Below are 17,697 nucleotides of genomic sequence, written 5' to 3'. Positions count from 1 at the left end.
AAGGCACGGGACACGCAAAGCTCTGTTAATGGTCTATGGCAGCGCCTGCCCCTCTCGGAATGCGGATGGATTCCACCATGTCCTGCACGTCCTGCGGGGGGGGCGGGGTCATATGCGATACGGCGATGGTCACCACAAAGTTGATGATCATGCCTACAGAACCGATACCTTCCGGACTGATGCCCATGAACCAAGGGGCAACGCCCATGAACTTGGTCTGCACGATATAGAACATGGTGAACCCGATACCGGAAACCATGCCCGCGATGGCTCCTTCACGGCTGGCCCGCTTCCAGAAGATGCCGAGCACCAGCGTGGGGAAGAAGGACGAAGCCGCAAGCCCGAAGGCCAGCGCCACCACCTGCGCCACGAAGCCGGGCGGGTTGATGCCGAAATACCCTGCAATGCACACCGCCACGCCGATCATGATACGGCCGAGAAGCAGCCGCTGTTTTTCCGATGCCTGCCGGTTGACCATACGGTAGTAGAAGTCGTGCGAGATACTGGATGCAATAACCAGCAGCAGGCCAGATGCCGTGGAAAGAGCCGCCGCAAGACCGCCCGCCGCAACCAGCGCGATAACCCAGGGCGGAAGATTGGCAATTTCCGGATTGGCCAGCACGATGATGTCGCGGTCCACATACAGTTCGTTGGGGCTGTCGGTGGGCGCATTGATCACCATGCGCTGCCCGTCCCTGCCGAACTCGCCGGAGAAAGCGGGCTTGCCGTCAAAAGCATCACCCTTGCGGAACTGCACAATGCCGTCGCCGTTCTTGTCCAGCCATGCGATGAGGCCGGTCTTTTCCCAGTTCTTGAACCATGTGGGAGCCTGCGTATAGGCCACGTCATTCAGCGAATTGATCAGGTTGTAGCGTGCAAAGGCCGCCACAGCCGGAGCCGTGGTATACAGCACCGCGATAAAAAGGATGGCATACACAGCCGACAGACGCGCACCGCGCACCGTGGGCACTGTGTAGAAGCGCACGATAACATGCGGCAGACCGGCCGTGCCGACCATCAGCGCCATAGTGATGCAGAATACGTCGATCATGGGCTTGCTGCCCGCGCCAAACGCCGAGGTATACGCAGAAAAACCAAGGTCTGTGCCTATCTGGTCGAGTTTTTCGAGCAGATAGATGCCTGCATCAGGACCAGAGGATATGACCGAACCGAACCCCAGCTGCGGAACCGGCGTGCCGGTTATCTTCATGGAGATGGCCACGGCAGGGATAAGAAAGGCCACGATAAGCACCACATACTGCGCCACCTGCGTCCACGTGATGCCCTTCATGCCGCCGATTCCGGCATAGAAGAACACGATGGCCATGCCGATGAACACGCCCGTATTTACGTCCACTTCAAGGAAGCGGCTGAATACGATGCCCACACCGCGCATCTGCCCCGCCACATAGGTGAGCGAGACAAACACGGCACAAATGAGCGCCACCAGACGCGCCGTGCCGGAATAATATCTGTCGCCCACAAAGTCCGGAACGGTGAACTTGCCGAACTTGCGCAGATACGGGGCGAGCAGCAGGGCAAGCAGCACATAGCCGCCTGTCCAGCCCATCAGATACATACAGCCCGCGTAGCCATAAAAGGAAATAAGCCCGGCCATGCCGAGAAAGGAAGCGGCGCTCATCCAGTCCGCCGCCGTTGCCATGCCGTTTGCCAGAGGCGGCACCCCGCCGCCAGCCACGTAAAAGCCCTTGGTGTCCCGCACCCGGCTTGCCCATGCGATGCCCATGTATACGGCAAAGGTCACACCGACCATGATGTAGGTCCACATCTGGATACTCATTGCTATCTCTCCGTCATTGCTGCGTTATTCTGATCATCACTCCTCTTCCGGAAGCACTGCTGCCGGTGGAAATGAGCCTATTCGTCAATGTCATACTTCCGGTCGAGCCGGCGCATGAGCAGAAAGTAGACGAAAATCAGAATGACAAAGACGTAGATGGACCCCTGCTGCGCAAACCAGAATCCCAGCGGAAAACCGCCAATCTTGATTACGTTCAGCTCATTCACAAGCACAATGCCGAACGCATAGGAGACCAGTGCCCAGATGGACAGCAGTACAACCATGTACCCGATGTTTGTCTTCCAGTACGCTTTCATGTCCGGTTTCATACGGCACCTCGCTTGTTGCGGATTGCTGATTTGCCCTGCAGGACCGCCCTGCAGAACCGCTCATGTACCTGTCTAGGTCAGGTAAAACAGCAATGCACGTGCTCTTCGGTGAACGGCAGGATGGGCATGGCGGAAGGATAAACGGAAAGGAGCGGCCACTCACCGGCCCGGAATGACCACATACGGGGGCATTATAATGGCGTTTGATTATACGATGTGATTTTCTCCTACATGCTCGCAGCAGCCTGCGTTACCTGCAGCAAACGATCAGCCGAATCCGTCCCGGTTCCATCTGACACCGGATTTCCGGTTCACACTACGCAACAAGCCACGCAGTGATTTGGTTGCATCATCGCGGTACTATTACTTAATACGCACAAGGCCCCACTCGTTCGGAGGTAAGGAATGAAGAGTATCTCTTTAAAGACCAAGATGATCATTTTCTGTCTGGCGGTTGGCCTGCTCCCTCTCACAATCATGGGGTTCTATGCGTACGGAACTGCTGCAGCCAGTCTGGAAAAGGGATTCTTCGGGCAGCTTTCTTCCATCCGGGAAGTAAAGGCGCACACCGTCCAGGAATTCGTAAGCATGTGGAAGGCAGACATCTCCGCCTTCGGCCATTCACGGAATGCAGCGGATTTCATCGGCCAGTTTGATGCATATGCCGAAGGCCCTTCGGGCATGCAGGGCAACGCGGTGAACATTGCCTCGCCCGAGTATGATGCCATTCACCAAAAGGCTCTGAAAGAAATAGATTACTGGGTAGAAGATGCCGGCTACTACGATGCCTTTCTCGTGGATACCACAGGACGCGTTGTCTTCACCGTAGCCAAGGAGTCTGACCTCGGCCAGAACATCGCCTCAGGCCCGCTTGCCTCCAGCGGTATAGGGCGGGCATGGGCAGGCGCCATGCGCGGCGAGGTCACCTTTGCCGACTTCGAACCCTATGCTCCCTCAAAGGGCGCGCCCGCAGCGTTCATAGCCGCCCCTGTAAAAATAGAGGGAAAAATAGCGGGAACGGTCATCCTGCAAGTGCCGCTGGACAAGATAAATACCCTGATGCATCTGCGCGACGGCATGGGCAAGTCCGGGGAAACCTACCTTGTCGGCTCCGACAAGCTCATGCGGTCCGACTCTTATCTCGACCCGGACGGCCACTCGGTCGTTGCCTCCTTCAAAAACCCTTCCGTGGGACGGGTTGATACGGATGCCTCCCGTGAAGCCCTTGACGGCAAGGAAGACACCCGTGTCATTACCGACTACAACGGCAATCCGGTTCTTTCATCATTCTCGCCCGTCAAGGTTTTCAACACCACGTGGGCCATCATCGCCGAAATTGATGAAGATGAAGCCTTTGCTCCTGTTGTGGGACTGCGCAATGCCATGCTCATTGCCGGATTCATCGTGCTGAGCCTTGTGGTGGCCAGCACCCTTTTCATCCTCCGCAGAGAACTGCTGCAGCCGCTCGGCAGCATACAGACCTTTGCGGACGAAGTGGCGCACGGCAACCTTCAGGCAAAGGCACAGGGAACCTTCAAGGCAGAGATTGGTCAGGTGCACACGGCCATTACGATCATGGTGGAAAATCTGAAAGAGAAAATGGCGGAAGCGGATGCCAAGAGCAAGGAAGCCGAAGAACAGGCCGGCAAGGCCCGTGCGGCTCTTGCCGAGTCGGAGGAGCAACAGCGCAAGGTTGCCACACTGCTCGCACGCATGAAGAATATAGCCGAACAGGCAAACGTCATTTCCGAGCGTGTGTCGTCCGCCTCTGAAGAACTCACCGCGCAGGTGGATCAGGTAAGCTCCGGTGCCACCATCCAGCGTGACAGAATGCAGGAAACGGCAACCGCCATGGAACAGATCAACGCCACGGTAACCGAAGTTGCAAAGAACTCCGGCAATGCGGCAGACAGTTCGGGCGAAGCCAAGAGCAGAGCCGCAGAAGGCGCCGCCATCGTAGGACAGGCCATCGCGGCCATCGAAGATGTGAACAGGCTCTCCGGCATTCTCAAAGTCAACATGCGGGATCTGGGCGATCAGGCCGATTCCATCGGGCAGGTGCTCACGGTCATCTCTGACATAGCAGACCAGACCAACCTGCTGGCCCTGAATGCCGCCATTGAGGCAGCACGCGCCGGTGAAGCCGGTCGCGGCTTTGCCGTGGTCGCAGACGAGGTACGCAAGCTGGCCGAAAAAACCATGACTGCAACAAAGGAAGTGGGCGACCGCATTCACAGCATTCAGTCATCGGCCAACATGAACATCGAGCATGTGGACAAGGCGGTCACCGCAGTGCAGATTGCCACAGATAAGGCCAACAGTTCGGGGCAGGCACTCTCTACCATTGTCTTACTTGTCGACGACACCGCAGGGCAGGTATCCGGCATTGCCACAGCCGCAGAGGAGCAGTCCGCCGCCATGGAGCAGATCAACCGCTCGGTTGAAGAAGTGACCATGATCGTGGGCGAGACCACGCAGGGCATGGAACAGGCCGCAGAGGCCATTCAGGAACTGGCGAGCCAGATAGGCGAACTGCGCAAGCTCATCGTAACGCTGGAAAGCGCGAGCCAATAAACCCAAAGCCCATCCTGACGACAAAAGCCCCGGCCATATGCGGCCGGGGCTTTCCTTATTTCAGTCTGGCGAGAATCATCTTATGCCCTTCCGGGTCAATCAGGACTGGCATGACTGGCAGAACCGGCAGGACCGGCAGGACCGGAAGATGCATCACGCGGACGTATCCTCTTTCAGCCGGTAAAAGATGACATACAGCACGGGCACAACCACCAGTGTCAGGATGGAGGCAAAGGTCAGCCCCGCCATGATCGTCACGGCCATGGCCGCAAAGAACGCATCCATGAGCAGCGGCAGCATGCCGAGCACCGTTGTTCCCGCTGCCATGAGCACTGGACGCATCCTGCTGACGGAGGCTTCGAGCACGGCATGGAATGGTTCCCTGCCATCGGCTATCTGAACAGCTATCTCGTCCAGCAGCACAATGGCATTCTTGATGAGCATGCCCGAAAGGCTCAGAAAACCGAGCAGAGCCATGAAGCCGAAGGGCTGCCCCGTGGCCAGCAGCCCGCTGGTAACGCCTATGGCGGCAAGGGGCACCGTAAGCCAGATAATCAGCGGAGGCCGCAAGGCGTTGAAAAGCACAACAGTGATAAGCACCATGAGCACAATCGTAGGTGGAATGGATGATGCCAGCCCTGTCTGCGCGTTCGTGGAATCCTCGAACTCCCCGCCCCACTCCATAGAATAGCCGGCGGGCAGCTTCATGGCCTCCAGCCTGGGCCTAAGCTCCGAGAACAGCACACTGGCAAGGCCGGAAACTGGCTCGCAGGCTGCCGTTATGGTATACTTTCTGTCCCTGCGCTGCAGGAGATTGAAGTCATTAATGGTGCGGAAGCCGGAAACCACCTGATTAAGCGGAATCATGGCATTCTGCGAAGGACTCCACACCTGCACATCCGTAATACGGCCCACATCAAGCCGTTCATCCGCCGGCGGCCGTGCAATGATGGGCAGCAGTGAATCCCCTTCACGATACACGCCCACCGTGGAACCGGTAAAGGCCATCTGCAGCGCCTTGGCTATATCCGTCGTGTCCACGCCCGCCCTCTTGGCAGCGGCTTCGGCAATAACGGGCTCCAGCACCTTCACCTTTTCGCGCCAGTTGTCACGCACGCCCTGGGCATTGGCATTCGCGCGCATAATGCTCTTGGCCTGTTCCGAGATGGTGCGCAGCACCTCCGGGTCCGGTCCGCTGAAACGTATTTCCACCGGATCATCACGGCCCGGGCCAAGACGCACCTTCTTGAACTTGAAAAATGCCTCGGGGTGATGCTCGGGAAGAATGTTCCGGTATTCCTCTATCATGGCCGGAATATCGCGGAAGTCCTTTACCGTCACGATCAGCTGGCCGTAATTCGAATAGTCCTTCTCAGGGCCATACACCAACATGAAGCGAGGTGCGCCGCCGCCCACGAAGGTGGAAACGAACTCCACACGCGGGTCGCTGAGCACACGTTGCTCCAGCTCCTTCAATTCGCTGCTGGTCTGGCGGATGTCCGTTCCTTCCGGTTTCCAGAAATCCACAAAAAACTGCGGCTGCGTGGAATCGGGGAAGAAGCTCTGCTTGACGAATCCGAATCCGTAGATGGAGGCCACGAGCAGCGCAACCATCGCTCCCACTGTCACCCAGCGATTGTTCAGGCAGAACCGCAGCATGTTCCGGTAGGCGGAAAACACCACGCCCCCGTAAGCATCCTTGTCACCAGCTGCCCCGCCCTTGAGGAACATCTCGCACAGCAGCGGAGTTGTGGTTATGGCAGTTACCCAGCTCAGCAGCAGCGATATGAGCAGCACCCAGAACAGCGAGCCGCAGTATTCGCCGGTGTTATCTTCTGAAAGACCTATGGCGGCAAAAGCCATTATGGCTATGGCGGTCGCGCCGAGCAGGGGCCACAGGTTCTGGCGCACAACCGCGCCCGCCGCGGCTATGCGGTTTTCACCCTGCTGGATGCGCACCAGCATGCCCTCTGTCACCACAATGGCGTTATCCACGAGCATACCGAGTGCAATGATGAGTGCCCCCAGCGAGATACGCTGCAGCTGAATATCCATCATCTTCATGAAAATGAATGAGCCTGCAACGGTGATGAGCAGGACCGAACCGATGATCAGGCCGCTGCGCAGCCCCATGGTTATCATGAGCACGCCGATGACGATGACGATTGCTTCGAGAAGGCTGACGGCAAAACCGTCCACGGCCTTTGTCACGTAATCCGGCTGGAAATAGACAGGGTCAATGACGATGCCCACGGGGGTATCGGGGTCCATCTGCCTGAGCTTGGCCTTCACCCGTTCACCAAGGTCGACAATGTTGCCGCCTTCCGCCAGCGATATGCCGACGCCAAGAGCTATCTTGCCGTTCTGGCGCATCATCTTTTTGGGCGGATCAACATACCCGCGTGTGATGGTGGCGATATCCCTGAGGTAGACCAGTGTGCCGGAACCGGCGTCGGTTATGAACAGGTCGCCGAGTTCTTCCACCGACGCTATGCCGCCGCTGGGCGAAATCCGGATATATTCGGGATTCACCAGCACGTTACCGGCATCCGTCACCAGATTGCGCTGGGAAAGCACGCTCAGCACACTGTTCATGGAAACGCCCAGCGCACGCATGCGCGCACGGGAAATCTCCACATACACAGCCTCCGGCTGGGCACCCCATATGGTTACCTTGGCCACATCCTGAACCACCAGCATCTCCTTGCGGAGAGTATCCACATAATCCTTCAGTTCCTTGTAGGAGTATCCGTCGGCTGTCACGGCAAAGAAAATGCCGTATACGTCGCCGAAATCGTCCACAACGAGCGGCGTCTTGGCACCGGGAGGCAGCGAAGCGGTACTGTCGCCCACCTTGCGGCGCAGTTCGTCCCACACCTGCGCAAGGCGCTCCTTGCCGTACTCATCCTTGATGGTCACGGTAATGGTTGAAAGTCCGGGCTTGGAGACGGAGGTAACCCGCTTGAGCTGCCCCATCTGCTGCACCGCGCTTTCCAGAACGTCGGTTACCTCTTCGGCCACTTCACGGGCAGAGGCGCCGGGGTACTGGGTGATTATCTGGGCATCCTTGATGGTGAATTCGGGGTCTTCAAGCCTGCCCATGGACATGTAGGCGGCAAGCCCCCCCAGAATCAGAGCAATGGTCAGCGCCAGCGTGCTGACCCGCCTGCGGATGGAAAACTCGGCAATATTCATGACTATTGCTCCCCTACAGGGCCTTCAAGAATCCTCACCTGCTGTCCTTCCTGCAAATAGTGCACGCCTGCGATCACAATGCGCTGGCCGGATGCAAGCCCGCTGGAAATGATGATGTCACTATTCTGCATCTCGCCGGTGACCACAGGCTTGGAGTGAACGGTCATGTCTTCATCAAGCACCCATACATATTTGGTCTGCCCCTCACCGCCGAACACTGCGGTAACAGGAACAAAAAACCCGTCCGTGCTCACGGTGGGCGGCAATTTGCCCTGCACCTCGGCTGTCATGCCCGGCTGCAGCGAAAGCCCTTCAGGCTTTTCCAGGGTCATGGTCACGGTGTAGGTCTGTGTCTGGGCATTGGGAACGGTTCGATATTCCTTGAGATGCGCGGTAAATTCGCGATCCGGATAGGCGGAGAAGCGGACAACAGGCGGCGTGGGTGCTCCCTTGTAATTCTTGAACAGCACAAACACGAACTCGGGAATCTCCACTTCCACGTCCAGTGTGTCCAGATTCTGCAGGCGGACAATAGCCTGCTGCACCTGCACATTTTCATAATTATTCACATACTTGGTGCCTATGGTGCCGGAAAACGGCGCATGCAGTTCGGTATATTGCACATTGAGCCGCGCCTGACGAATCTGCTGTTCCAGCGATTCAAGCTCGGAAACGGCATTCTCGTAACGGGCCTTGGCCGTATCATAGGCAGACTTGGAAATGGTGTCCGATTTCAGCAGTTGCGCGTTGCGCTGAAAATTGAGCCGTGCCTCGTTGAGAGACGCCCGTGCTCCCCCAAGACGGGATTCAAGATTATGCAGCGATGTCAGATAATCCCTCTTGTCCAGCTTGGCGATTATGGCTCCTTCCTTGACCTGCTGCCCTTCCTTCACCGGAAAATCGGCCAGTTGCCCCGCAACACGGAACCCCAGGTCAACGGAATCGCCCGCCACAACCACTCCGGGAAAGGCCCGCGTTATGCCGGCCTCCCTTTCGCCCACGGTCATCACCTTGACAGGCTTGAACACCTGAGGCTGAGGAGATTCTTCGGGTGAAGAGCAGGCCGCCAGCAAAATGGCAAGAACGAGAACTGAAACTCCCCTGAACACTGCGCTCCTGAATTCCATGACAAAATCTCCTTGAAACGTTTTCCCACATTACACGGGCCTTCCCGGCCCTGCCCCGGATGCACGCGTGAATCACAAAATCACAAATACGTCAGACAAAGATCACTCCTGCGTCGATGCTGCGTCCGGTGCCGTGCACAGTACCACTTTTGGTGCCATGTACGGTAGCACAACATGGTACACGTACTATTCATGTTACCTTACAACCCGTTTTCCTATTTTTTGCAACCGCAGGCGGGCCTTTTGCAACCACAGACTTGCAGGCAGACATGAAATCATACCCCAGTTCAGACAATTTCGTACTTTTTCAGGTCGCCCCCTTGCTTATGACAAGTAAGAACGGCGATATACTTGCAATTAGACACATGCAGCGATAAAACTAATGATAATTTGACATATTTTTACTATTTATGGCATCCTGTTTTGACAATTTTCCACTTTTCGGCAACAACAACGACGAAAGGTTCAAAAAGAGACGAAACGAAATTTCGGGCTGCCGCCCCTTACAAAACTGAAAAACTGATGGTCCGGCAGTCGAATCTGGGGTTTTCACATTTTGTAGCGCCACTGCTAATTCTGGAGGATCCAATGAATTTCAAGGGACTTAAAAAGAGTATCATTGCCGGTCTGGCCGTTGCCATGTTCTGCACCCCCGCGTTTGCAGAAACCATCAAGCTCGGCGTTGCCGGTCCCCACAGCGGCGACCTCGCATCGTACGGCATCCCCACCATGAATGCTGCAAAGATCGTTGTGGAGCAGGTAAATGCCAAGGGCGGCATCCACGGCAAGATGATCGAGCTGCTTATTCAGGACGAAGAATGCAAGCCTGAAAAGGCTACCAACGTTGCCACCAAGCTGATCTCCGACGGCGCTGTTGCCGTTCTGGGCCACATCTGCTCCGGTGCCACCAAGGCCGCACTGCCCATCTACACCGAAGCCAGAATTCCGGTCATGTCCCCCAGCGCGACCAACCCCGCGCTGACCCAGTCCGGTGAATACCCCACCTTCTTCCGCACCATCGCTTCCGACGATGCTCAGGCCAAGCTGGGCGTGGCGTTTGCCATTGACACCCTGAAGGCCAAGAAGATTGCCGTGCTGCACGACAAGGGCGACTACGGCAAGGGCTATGCCGACTTCGCCAAGAAGTTCATCGAAGAAGGCAAGCAGGCAGAAGTTGTTCTGTTTGAAGGCGTAACCCCCGGTGCCGTGGACTACTCCGCTGTTGTGCAGAAGATCCGCCGCGCCAACGCCGACGTGGTTATCTTCGGCGGTTACCATCCCGAAGCTTCCAAGATCGTTTCCCAGATGCGCAAGAAGCGTATGGACACCCCCTTCGTTTCCGATGACGGCGTGAAGGACGACACCTTCATCAAGGTTGCCGGTTCCGATGCTGAAGGCGTGTACGCCTCCGGTCCCCGCGACGTTTCCGGCCTGCCCCTCTACAAGGAAGCCATTGAAGCCCACAAGAAGATGTTCGGCACCGAACCCGGCGCATTCTTCGACTCCGCTTACGCAGCCGCTCTTACCCTGCTGAACTCCATCGACAAGTCCAACTCCACCAAGTTCGACGACATGGCGAAGGTTCTGCATGAAGACCTGGTCGACACCCCCGTGGGCAATATCAAGTTTGACGCCCGCGGCGATGCAGAAGGCGTCGGCTTCTCCATGTACCAGGTCCAGAAGGGCAAGTACGTGGAGCTCAAGTAAGTATTACGACCTTTTGAGATAACCTCAGGGGGACAGGCAGCGCCTGTCCCCTCATTCTTTACTAAAATGCCGGAACTACGACCCGCCATCACCCCGCTTCGCTGGGGCGTGCGGGGGAATCCGGACGGGACAGGACACTATGGATTGGTCTTACTTTTTTGAATTATCGCTCGGCGGCCTGACCCGCGGGAGCATTTATGCGATGATAGCACTCGGGTACACCATGGTGTACGGCATCATCGAGCTTATCAACTTCGCCCATGGTGAAATTTACATGATCGGCGCTTTCACGGCGCTCATCGTGGCCAGCGTGCTCGGCATTTACGGGTTTCCTGCCTTTGCCATTCTGCTCATCGCCGCCGCTGTCGCCGTCATCTACTGTTCAGCCTACGGGTATACGATGGAAAAAGTCGCGTACAAGCCCCTGCGCAACGCAGGCCGCCTGTCGCCGCTCATTTCCGCCATCGGTATGTCTCTCTTTCTCCAGAACTACGTGATTCTGGCCCAGACTTCCGATTTTCTTCCCTTCCCCGCGCTGATCCCCGAGTTCGATTTCCTTGAACCCATCGCGCACATTTTCGGATCAAGCGACTTCGTCATTGTCATAGCCAGCGCCCTGTGCATGGCCGGACTCACCCTGTTCATCAAGTTCACCAAGATGGGCAAGGCAATGCGCGCCACCGCGCAGAACCGCAAGATGGCCATGCTGCTCGGCATTAACGCAGACAGGGTCATCTCCATCACCTTCATCATCGGTTCCTCCCTGGCGGCCATGGGCGGCGTGCTCATTGCATCGCATGTGGGACAGGTGAACTTCATGATCGGCTTCATCGCCGGTGTGAAGGCATTTACCGCTGCTGTTCTCGGCGGCATCGGCTCCATTCCCGGCGCAATGCTCGGCGGCCTTTTCCTCGGCCTGGCCGAAAGCTACGCCACGGGATACATTTCCAGTGACTACGAAGACGTGTTCGCGTTCACCCTGCTGGTCGTGTTCCTCATCTTCAGACCTTCCGGCATCATGGGCAAAGCCCCTGTGGAAAAGGTGTAGCCTACCGTTTATGCACATAGAGAACGCAGCCCGGCTGCGTGTGGGATATTTATTATGCAAGCAATTCAAGAACTGAAAAAATCGCTTCTTGTCAGCATTTGGTTCATGTTCCTCACTTTCCCGCTCATGGTTGTCCGTGTGAACACCATTGAGAACACGGTTGAGTGGCGGTGGATGAACATGGTGTATGTCATTATAGGCAGCTTTGTTCTCTCCTTTCTCTGGCGCTGGGCCATGCGCCGCAAGGAGACGGTGAAGGACGAGCCGACCACGGCCGAGGCCAGACCTACGTTTACCGACAGGCTCGCTTCGGACAAGCGCTTCAGCTACGCCGTGTATGGCAGTATTCTGGCAGTATGCACCATCATGCCACTGCTGGTGAGCACCTACCAGACCAACATCTTCATTTCCTTTCTGCTCTACGTGATTCTGGGCCTTGGCCTTAACATCATCGTAGGCGTGGCGGGTCTGCTGTTTCTCGGCCATGCGGCCTTTTACGCCATCGGCGCATACACCTACGCCCTGCTGAACCATTACTTCGGCATCGGCTTCTGGGTTGCACTGCCCATCGGCGGTGTCATGGCTGCGCTGGCAGGCGTTGCGCTGGCCTTCCCCGTGCTCAGACTGCGCGGCGACTATCTCGCCATCGTCACGCTCGGCTTCGGCGAAATTGTCCGGCTCGTGCTTGAAAACTGGAGCGATGTGACCGGCGGACCTTCCGGCATATCCAGCATTCACCGCCCCGGCCTCTTCGGGCAGGAACTCAGCGTTGCCGGTGCCAACGTCTACATCTATTACATCGTGCTGATCATGGCGATCATCACCATCATCGCTGTGCAGCGCCTCAAGGATTCACGTATCGGACGCGCCCTGCAGGCCCTGCGCGAAGACGAAATCGCCTGTCAGGCAATGGGTATCGACCGTGTGAACACCAAGCTCATGGCCTTCGGTCTCGGAACCGCATGGGCCGGTTTCGCCGGTGTCATATTCGCGGCCAAAACCACCTTCATCAACCCGGCAAGCTTCACCTTCTTCGAATCAGCCATCATCCTTTCCATCGTGGTGCTTGGCGGCATGGGGTCGAACCTCGGGGTCATTCTCGGCTCGGCATTCCTTGTACTCATGCCCGAATACCTGCGTGCCTTCTCCGAATACCGCATGATCATGTTCGCAGTGGCGATGGTGCTGATGATGATCTTCCGCCCGCAGGGCCTCATCGCCCCCAAGGGCAAGAAGTACACCGTGGATGATCCGGACCTTGCCCATGAAGGAGGGAAGGCGTAATGGCTACTGTACTCGACGTCCGCTCCCTCTCGAAAAACTTCGGCGGTCTGCGCGCGCTCAATGACGTTGACATGAAGATTGACGCAGGCGAAATCGTGGCGCTGATCGGTCCCAACGGGGCCGGCAAAACCACCTTCTTCAACTGCATCACCAGCATCTATGTTCCCACCGAGGGCGAGGTGCGCTTCACTCCCAAGAACGGCAAGCAAACCGTCGTAAAGGGCCTGAAGCCGAACCTTGTCACCGAGCTCGGCATGGCCCGCACCTTCCAGAACATCCGCCTTTTCAAGAACATGACCGTGCTTGAAAACGTGATGATCGCCCGGCACTGCCGCACCAGAGCAGGCATTATCGGCGCGTTGCTGCGCACTCCGGCCGTTCGCAGGGAAGAGCAGGAAATCGTGGACAAAAGCTACGACCTGCTCAAATACATAGGCCTGCACAAGCACTACAACGACCTTGCCTGTAACCTGCCTTACGGCGAACAGCGCCGTCTGGAGATTGCCCGCGCCCTTGCAACGGAACCTTCACTGCTGCTGCTCGATGAACCCGCAGCCGGCATGAACCCGCAGGAAACTGCCTCGCTCAAGCAACTGGTTCTGCGCATCCGTGACGAACTGGACATGGCCATTCTGCTCATCGAACACGACATGAGCATGGTCATGAGCCTTTCCGAACGCATCTACGTTATGGAATACGGCTGCATGATCGCGCATGGCACCCCTGCAGAAATCAGCAAGGACCCCCGGGTCATCAAGGCATATCTGGGAGAGGACCATGCTTAAGCTTACCAACGTCAACACCTATTACGGCAACATCCACGCCCTGCGTGACATCAACCTGCACATCAATCAGGGCGAAATCGTCACGCTTATCGGCGCAAACGGCGCAGGCAAGTCCACCACGCTCATGTCCATTTGCGGCGGCACTCCGCCCCGATCCGGCGAGATCAGCTTCGAAGGCAAGCCGCTGCACACCATGCGCGCCAACGAGATTGTCCGCCTCGGCATCAGTCAGGTTCCCGAAGGCCGTCTCATCTTCCCCGAGCTGACGGTCATGGAAAACCTCGACCTCGGCGCGTTCCTCCGCAACGACAAGGAAGGCATAAAGCGCGACCTCGAATACGTGTTCGACCTGTTCCCCATTCTGGCCCAGCGCCAGAAGCAGCAGGGCGGCACGCTTTCCGGCGGCGAGCAGCAGATGCTGGCCATATCCCGCGCGCTCATGAGCAAGCCCCGCCTGCTGTTGCTGGACGAACCGTCTCTGGGGCTTGCGCCTATCATCATCCAGCAGATCTTCGACATCATCAGAAAGGTCAACGAAGCCGGAACCACCGTTTTCCTCGTGGAGCAGAATGCCAACCAGGCACTCAAGATCGCCCACCGCGGCTACGTGATGGAAAACGGCCGGATCACACTTGAAGATTCTGCCGCGAACCTGCTTTCCAACGACGACGTGAAGAAAGCCTACCTCGGCCTGTAGGCCGTTTCAGAAGTATTATTCCAGTCCACCCAAGGCGGCCCCCTGCGGGCCGCCTTTTTTTGCGTCGCCGAGCTGCCAGTTCACAATGCCCGCGAGCTGCCATCTCTTTGCGACCAAATCTTCGCGGCACCCGAAAGCGGCCTTTCCACCCTCTTTCCCTTTCACCACTCTCACAATCCAAGGTGTTGCCAACCAACCAACGGTATGACACAATTCATTGTTTATCACCGAAGCGATACGAGACCATGCCGAACACTACACATCTCCCTACTTCCATTCGGGCAGGCGTTATCCTGCTCTTCATTAGCCTTATGGCACTGACCTGCCCCCCGCATTCACCCGCGGCGGAGCAGCAGTTGCAATTGCGCGATTTTGTTCTCGATAACTCCGAGGGACAAATCGCCGTCCGGTTTGGCATCGGGTTCACCGATCTCGACCCCGTACGCCTCATGCTCAAAGAAGGTGCGCAGATCACGCTCGAATGCGAAGCAAGCCTTTCCGAACCAAGCACCATATGGCTCTCGGACACCCTTACCCGCCACAGATTCACCAGCGTGCTGACCTACAACGTGCTGACCCGCGAATACGTTATAGTGCATGGCAACGAGACCGCCCTGCACAAGAACACCAGCCTGCTCAAGCTGCTTGAACAGACATGGGAAAAACTCTCCATAACCCTCGGGCAGCTTTCTGCGCTTGAACGGGGCAAGGATTACCGTGTAACGCTGGACATCCGCGCCAAGAACGACAACACCCCTCCATGGCTGACCAAGACCCTGTTCTTCTGGTCATGGGATGTGGCTCCATCCATGCACTACACCATGAATTTCACTTTCTGACGCAGGCAGCAGAATCATGACCGCGCCCGAACCGCAGCACGATACGAATCAGGACGCCGCCGGCCAGACGGAAACTCCGTCGGCCCTGCGCGACACCATCCGCGTCAGCGTTGCGGATACGCGTGAACGAAAAAGGCGTCAGCGCGAGCTCATTTTTGCGGCAGTGGCCTTTCTGCTGGTCGTGGGGCTCACGTGGGTTGAACTCACCTACTTCGGGGTCGACTCCTACTTCTTTCTCGGCCTGTTCAACCTGAACTTCATCCTGCTGTTGCTCGTCCTCTTCATCGTCATCCGCAACGGCGTAAAGCTCATGCTGGAACGCCGGCGCAGGGTTCTTGGTTCTCGCCTGCGAACACGGCTTGTTCTCGCGTTCATGTGCCTTTCGCTCTTCCCTACCGTGCTCATGTTTCTTGTCAGCGCCCGGTTTGTGCAGACTTCCGTGGACTACTGGTTCAAGAATCAGGTGGAGCACTCCATGGAGCAGGCTCTGGAAGTGGGCCAATCCATCTATGCCGACTCCCGCGACAGGCTGAAGCACCGGTCTGAATTCATGATTCAGGAAATCAGGGAGCGTCGCTTCGCCTGGGGCGGCAAGGTCATGGATGAATACCTTTCCAACAAGCTCACGGAATATGACCTCACCCTCGTGGGGGTCATCCGGCCGGACAGACAAGAACAGAACTGGCACGGCCACAAATCCATATCCGGCGTGTGGGAAGAGACAAAGGCCCGCATAAACTGGGACAGCCTTGAGAACCAGCCGCTTTTCTGGTCCATCATCTGGCCGGGGGCTGATGCCGACTATGCCGTGGGTGTCATGCCTGTGGATGAGGGCAAGACTGGCTATCTCGTGCTGGTGGAAAGCGTCGGGCAGGGGGTCATGTTCCGGCTCGACCGCATTGTGCGCGGCGTGGAGGAGTACAAGAAACTCAAGACACTCAAGCATCCGCTTAAGGTCACACTGTACTTTGTGCTCGGCGTGCTCACCCTGCTCATCATTCTCGGGGCCATGTGGTTCGGCTTCCGTCTTGCCAAGGAACTGGCCGCTCCCATACTTGCCCTGGCCGAAGGTACGGAACGAATAGCCAGAGGCGACCTTGCGGTGCGCCTTGAGGATACGTCCACCGATGAACTGGGCGTGCTGGTGCAGTCGTTCAACCGCATGGCGGAAGATCTCGAACAGAGCCGTTCACGCCTGACAGACGCCAACATCAAGCTCGGCCGCCAGAACTTCGACAAGGAACAGCGCAACAGATACATCGAGGCAGTGCTCGACAATATCGCCGCAGGGGTCATCTCGCTGGACGCAACGGGCAGCATATCCACACTCAACAAGGCCGCATCCGCCATGTTCGGCGTGGAAGCGAAAAGCCTTATCGGACTGAGCTCGCGCGAACTGCTGCAGGGCGAATATGCCGAACTGATCGACGAAATGTACCAGCACTTCAAGTCCATGCCGGAAGCCCTGTGGCAGCGGCAGGTGGATATTTCCGTGGCAGGGCGCGAACTCAAGCTGCTGGTCAACGCGGTGGGACTTCCCGCCCGCGACTCGGAAGAATATGGCGTGGTCATTGTATTTGAAGATATTACCGAACTGGAAAAGATGCAGCGCATGGCTGCGTGGCGCGAGGTTGCCAAGCGCATAGCCCACGAAATCAAGAACCCGCTCACCCCCATCAAGCTGTCTGCCCAACGGCTGCAGCGCAAGTATGGCAAGGAAGTGGGCGACCCCGTGTTCGACCAGTGCACCGACCTTATCGTGCGGCAGGTGGAACACCTGCAGCAGATGGTGCAGGAATTTTCCGCCTTTGCAAAGCTGCCGGAAGTCACTCCCAAGCCGGACCAGATGGAACCGCTGATTGAAGAGCTGGTCTCCCTTTTCCGGCACAGCCACAGTCATATAGAGTGGGAACTGAACTATCTTTCCCCCATTCCCACCATTCCCATGGACAGGGAAGCCCTGCACAGAGCCTTCCTGAACATCATCAGCAATGCCGCCGAAGTGCTGCAGGGCCGCAGTGACCCGAAGGTTGTGGTCTCCCTGCGGCATGACAGACAGCTCGGTCTTATCCGCGTGGACGTGGCAGACAATGGCCCCGGCCTGACCAAAGAAGAACGCTCGCGCCTTTTCGAGCCCTATTTCTCCCGCAAGAAAGGCGGCACGGGCCTTGGCCTCACCATTGTCAAATCCATTGTGAGCGACCACCGCGGGTATGTCCGGGCAAATCACGCAGAAAACGGCGGAACCATTGTCACCGTGGAGCTTCCTGTGGCATAGTGGGTAGTACTTTCAAAAGGCGTGTCGGGCATA

General features: G+C 57.1%; 12 protein-coding genes. 8 read left to right on the top strand and 4 right to left on the bottom strand.

What is annotated here, in order from left to right; translation table 11 throughout:
• Positions 1 to 25: 25 nt before the first annotated feature.
• Together HUV30_RS05925 and HUV30_RS05920 are read right to left on the bottom strand one after the other, a co-directional pair.
• Positions 26 to 1,801, bottom strand: coding sequence for a sodium:solute symporter family protein (locus tag HUV30_RS05925; RefSeq protein ID WP_174404488.1), 1,776 nt, complete (start codon positions 1,799 to 1,801; stop codon positions 26 to 28).
• A gap of 77 nt (positions 1,802 to 1,878) precedes the next feature.
• On the bottom strand, positions 1,879 to 2,118 hold the full coding sequence (locus HUV30_RS05920; protein WP_269890790.1) for a DUF4212 domain-containing protein: 240 nt from the start codon (positions 2,116 to 2,118) through the stop codon (positions 1,879 to 1,881).
• Positions 2,119 to 2,535: 417 nt separating this feature from the next.
• Between HUV30_RS05920 and HUV30_RS05915 the strand changes: the two genes are divergently transcribed.
• Positions 2,536 to 4,704 carry a methyl-accepting chemotaxis protein gene (locus HUV30_RS05915; protein ID WP_174404486.1) on the top strand — a complete coding sequence of 723 codons (2,169 nt, stop codon included), beginning with the start codon at positions 2,536 to 2,538 and terminating at the stop codon, positions 4,702 to 4,704.
• Between the two features lie 153 nt (positions 4,705 to 4,857).
• Here HUV30_RS05915 and HUV30_RS05910 read toward each other — a convergent pair whose 3' ends face one another.
• A complete protein-coding gene (locus HUV30_RS05910) occupies positions 4,858 to 7,899 on the bottom strand; it encodes an efflux RND transporter permease subunit (protein ID WP_174404485.1) in 3,042 nt (1,013 codons plus the stop codon).
• A gap of 2 nt (positions 7,900 to 7,901) precedes the next feature.
• The gene (locus HUV30_RS05905) at positions 7,902 to 9,026 is read right to left on the bottom strand and encodes an efflux RND transporter periplasmic adaptor subunit (RefSeq protein ID WP_174404484.1); all 1,125 of its coding nucleotides are present in this window, start codon (positions 9,024 to 9,026) and stop codon (positions 7,902 to 7,904) included.
• Positions 9,027 to 9,614: 588 nt separating this feature from the next.
• On the opposite strand from HUV30_RS05905, the gene HUV30_RS05900 reads away from it, so the two are divergent.
• The 7 genes from HUV30_RS05900 to HUV30_RS05870 all read left to right on the top strand — a co-directional run bounded on the left by HUV30_RS05900 (position 9,615) and on the right by HUV30_RS05870 (position 17,664).
• Positions 9,615 to 10,733 carry a branched-chain amino acid ABC transporter substrate-binding protein gene (locus tag HUV30_RS05900; RefSeq protein WP_174404483.1) on the top strand — a complete coding sequence of 373 codons (1,119 nt, stop codon included), beginning with the start codon at positions 9,615 to 9,617 and terminating at the stop codon, positions 10,731 to 10,733.
• A gap of 139 nt (positions 10,734 to 10,872) precedes the next feature.
• On the top strand, positions 10,873 to 11,781 hold the full coding sequence (locus HUV30_RS05895; RefSeq protein WP_174404482.1) for a branched-chain amino acid ABC transporter permease: 909 nt from the start codon (positions 10,873 to 10,875) through the stop codon (positions 11,779 to 11,781).
• A 63-nt stretch (positions 11,782 to 11,844) separates the two neighbouring features.
• Entirely contained in the window at positions 11,845 to 13,065 is a 1,221-nt protein-coding gene (locus HUV30_RS05890; protein ID WP_174404700.1) for an ABC transporter permease subunit, read from the top strand.
• The gene (locus HUV30_RS05885; protein WP_174404481.1) at positions 13,065 to 13,850 is read left to right on the top strand and encodes an ABC transporter ATP-binding protein; all 786 of its coding nucleotides are present in this window, start codon (positions 13,065 to 13,067) and stop codon (positions 13,848 to 13,850) included. Before HUV30_RS05890 ends, HUV30_RS05885 begins: the two co-directional genes overlap by 1 nt.
• Entirely contained in the window at positions 13,843 to 14,547 is a 705-nt protein-coding gene (locus tag HUV30_RS05880; protein ID WP_174404480.1) for an ABC transporter ATP-binding protein, read from the top strand. The genes HUV30_RS05885 and HUV30_RS05880 overlap by 8 nt, the downstream gene beginning before the upstream one ends.
• 245 nt (positions 14,548 to 14,792) lie before the next feature.
• On the top strand, positions 14,793 to 15,386 hold the full coding sequence (locus tag HUV30_RS05875; RefSeq protein WP_174404479.1) for a DUF4390 domain-containing protein: 594 nt from the start codon (positions 14,793 to 14,795) through the stop codon (positions 15,384 to 15,386).
• A gap of 16 nt (positions 15,387 to 15,402) precedes the next feature.
• Positions 15,403 to 17,664 (top strand): sensor histidine kinase, encoded by a 2,262-nt coding sequence (locus tag HUV30_RS05870; protein WP_174404478.1) that lies wholly within the window; start codon positions 15,403 to 15,405, stop codon positions 17,662 to 17,664.
• Positions 17,665 to 17,697 lie beyond the last annotated feature (33 nt).

It is taken from the genome of Desulfovibrio subterraneus, from assembly GCF_013340285.1.
Taxonomy (GTDB): domain Bacteria; phylum Desulfobacterota; class Desulfovibrionia; order Desulfovibrionales; family Desulfovibrionaceae; genus Halodesulfovibrio; species Halodesulfovibrio subterraneus.
Note: the sequence above shows the minus strand (reverse complement) of the source record. Positions and strands in the feature narration are given on the sequence as shown.

Excerpts from the sequence above, each read along its gene's own strand:
- HUV30_RS05910 (WP_174404485.1), bottom strand. The coding sequence starts at position 7,899 with ATGAATATTGCCGAGTTTTCCATCCGCAGGCGGGTCAGCACGCTGGCG.
- HUV30_RS05920 (WP_269890790.1), bottom strand. The coding sequence starts at position 2,118 with ATGAAAGCGTACTGGAAGACAAACATCGGGTACATGGTTGTACTGCTG.
- HUV30_RS05875 (WP_174404479.1), top strand. The coding sequence starts at position 14,793 with ATGCCGAACACTACACATCTCCCTACTTCCATTCGGGCAGGCGTTATC.
- HUV30_RS05880 (WP_174404480.1), top strand. The coding sequence starts at position 13,843 with ATGCTTAAGCTTACCAACGTCAACACCTATTACGGCAACATCCACGCC.
- HUV30_RS05870 (WP_174404478.1), top strand. The coding sequence starts at position 15,403 with ATGACCGCGCCCGAACCGCAGCACGATACGAATCAGGACGCCGCCGGC.
- HUV30_RS05915 (WP_174404486.1), top strand. The coding sequence starts at position 2,536 with ATGAAGAGTATCTCTTTAAAGACCAAGATGATCATTTTCTGTCTGGCG.
- HUV30_RS05895 (WP_174404482.1), top strand. The coding sequence starts at position 10,873 with ATGGATTGGTCTTACTTTTTTGAATTATCGCTCGGCGGCCTGACCCGC.
- HUV30_RS05925 (WP_174404488.1), bottom strand. The coding sequence starts at position 1,801 with ATGAGTATCCAGATGTGGACCTACATCATGGTCGGTGTGACCTTTGCC.
- HUV30_RS05905 (WP_174404484.1), bottom strand. The coding sequence starts at position 9,026 with ATGGAATTCAGGAGCGCAGTGTTCAGGGGAGTTTCAGTTCTCGTTCTT.
- HUV30_RS05900 (WP_174404483.1), top strand. The coding sequence starts at position 9,615 with ATGAATTTCAAGGGACTTAAAAAGAGTATCATTGCCGGTCTGGCCGTT.
- HUV30_RS05885 (WP_174404481.1), top strand. The coding sequence starts at position 13,065 with ATGGCTACTGTACTCGACGTCCGCTCCCTCTCGAAAAACTTCGGCGGT.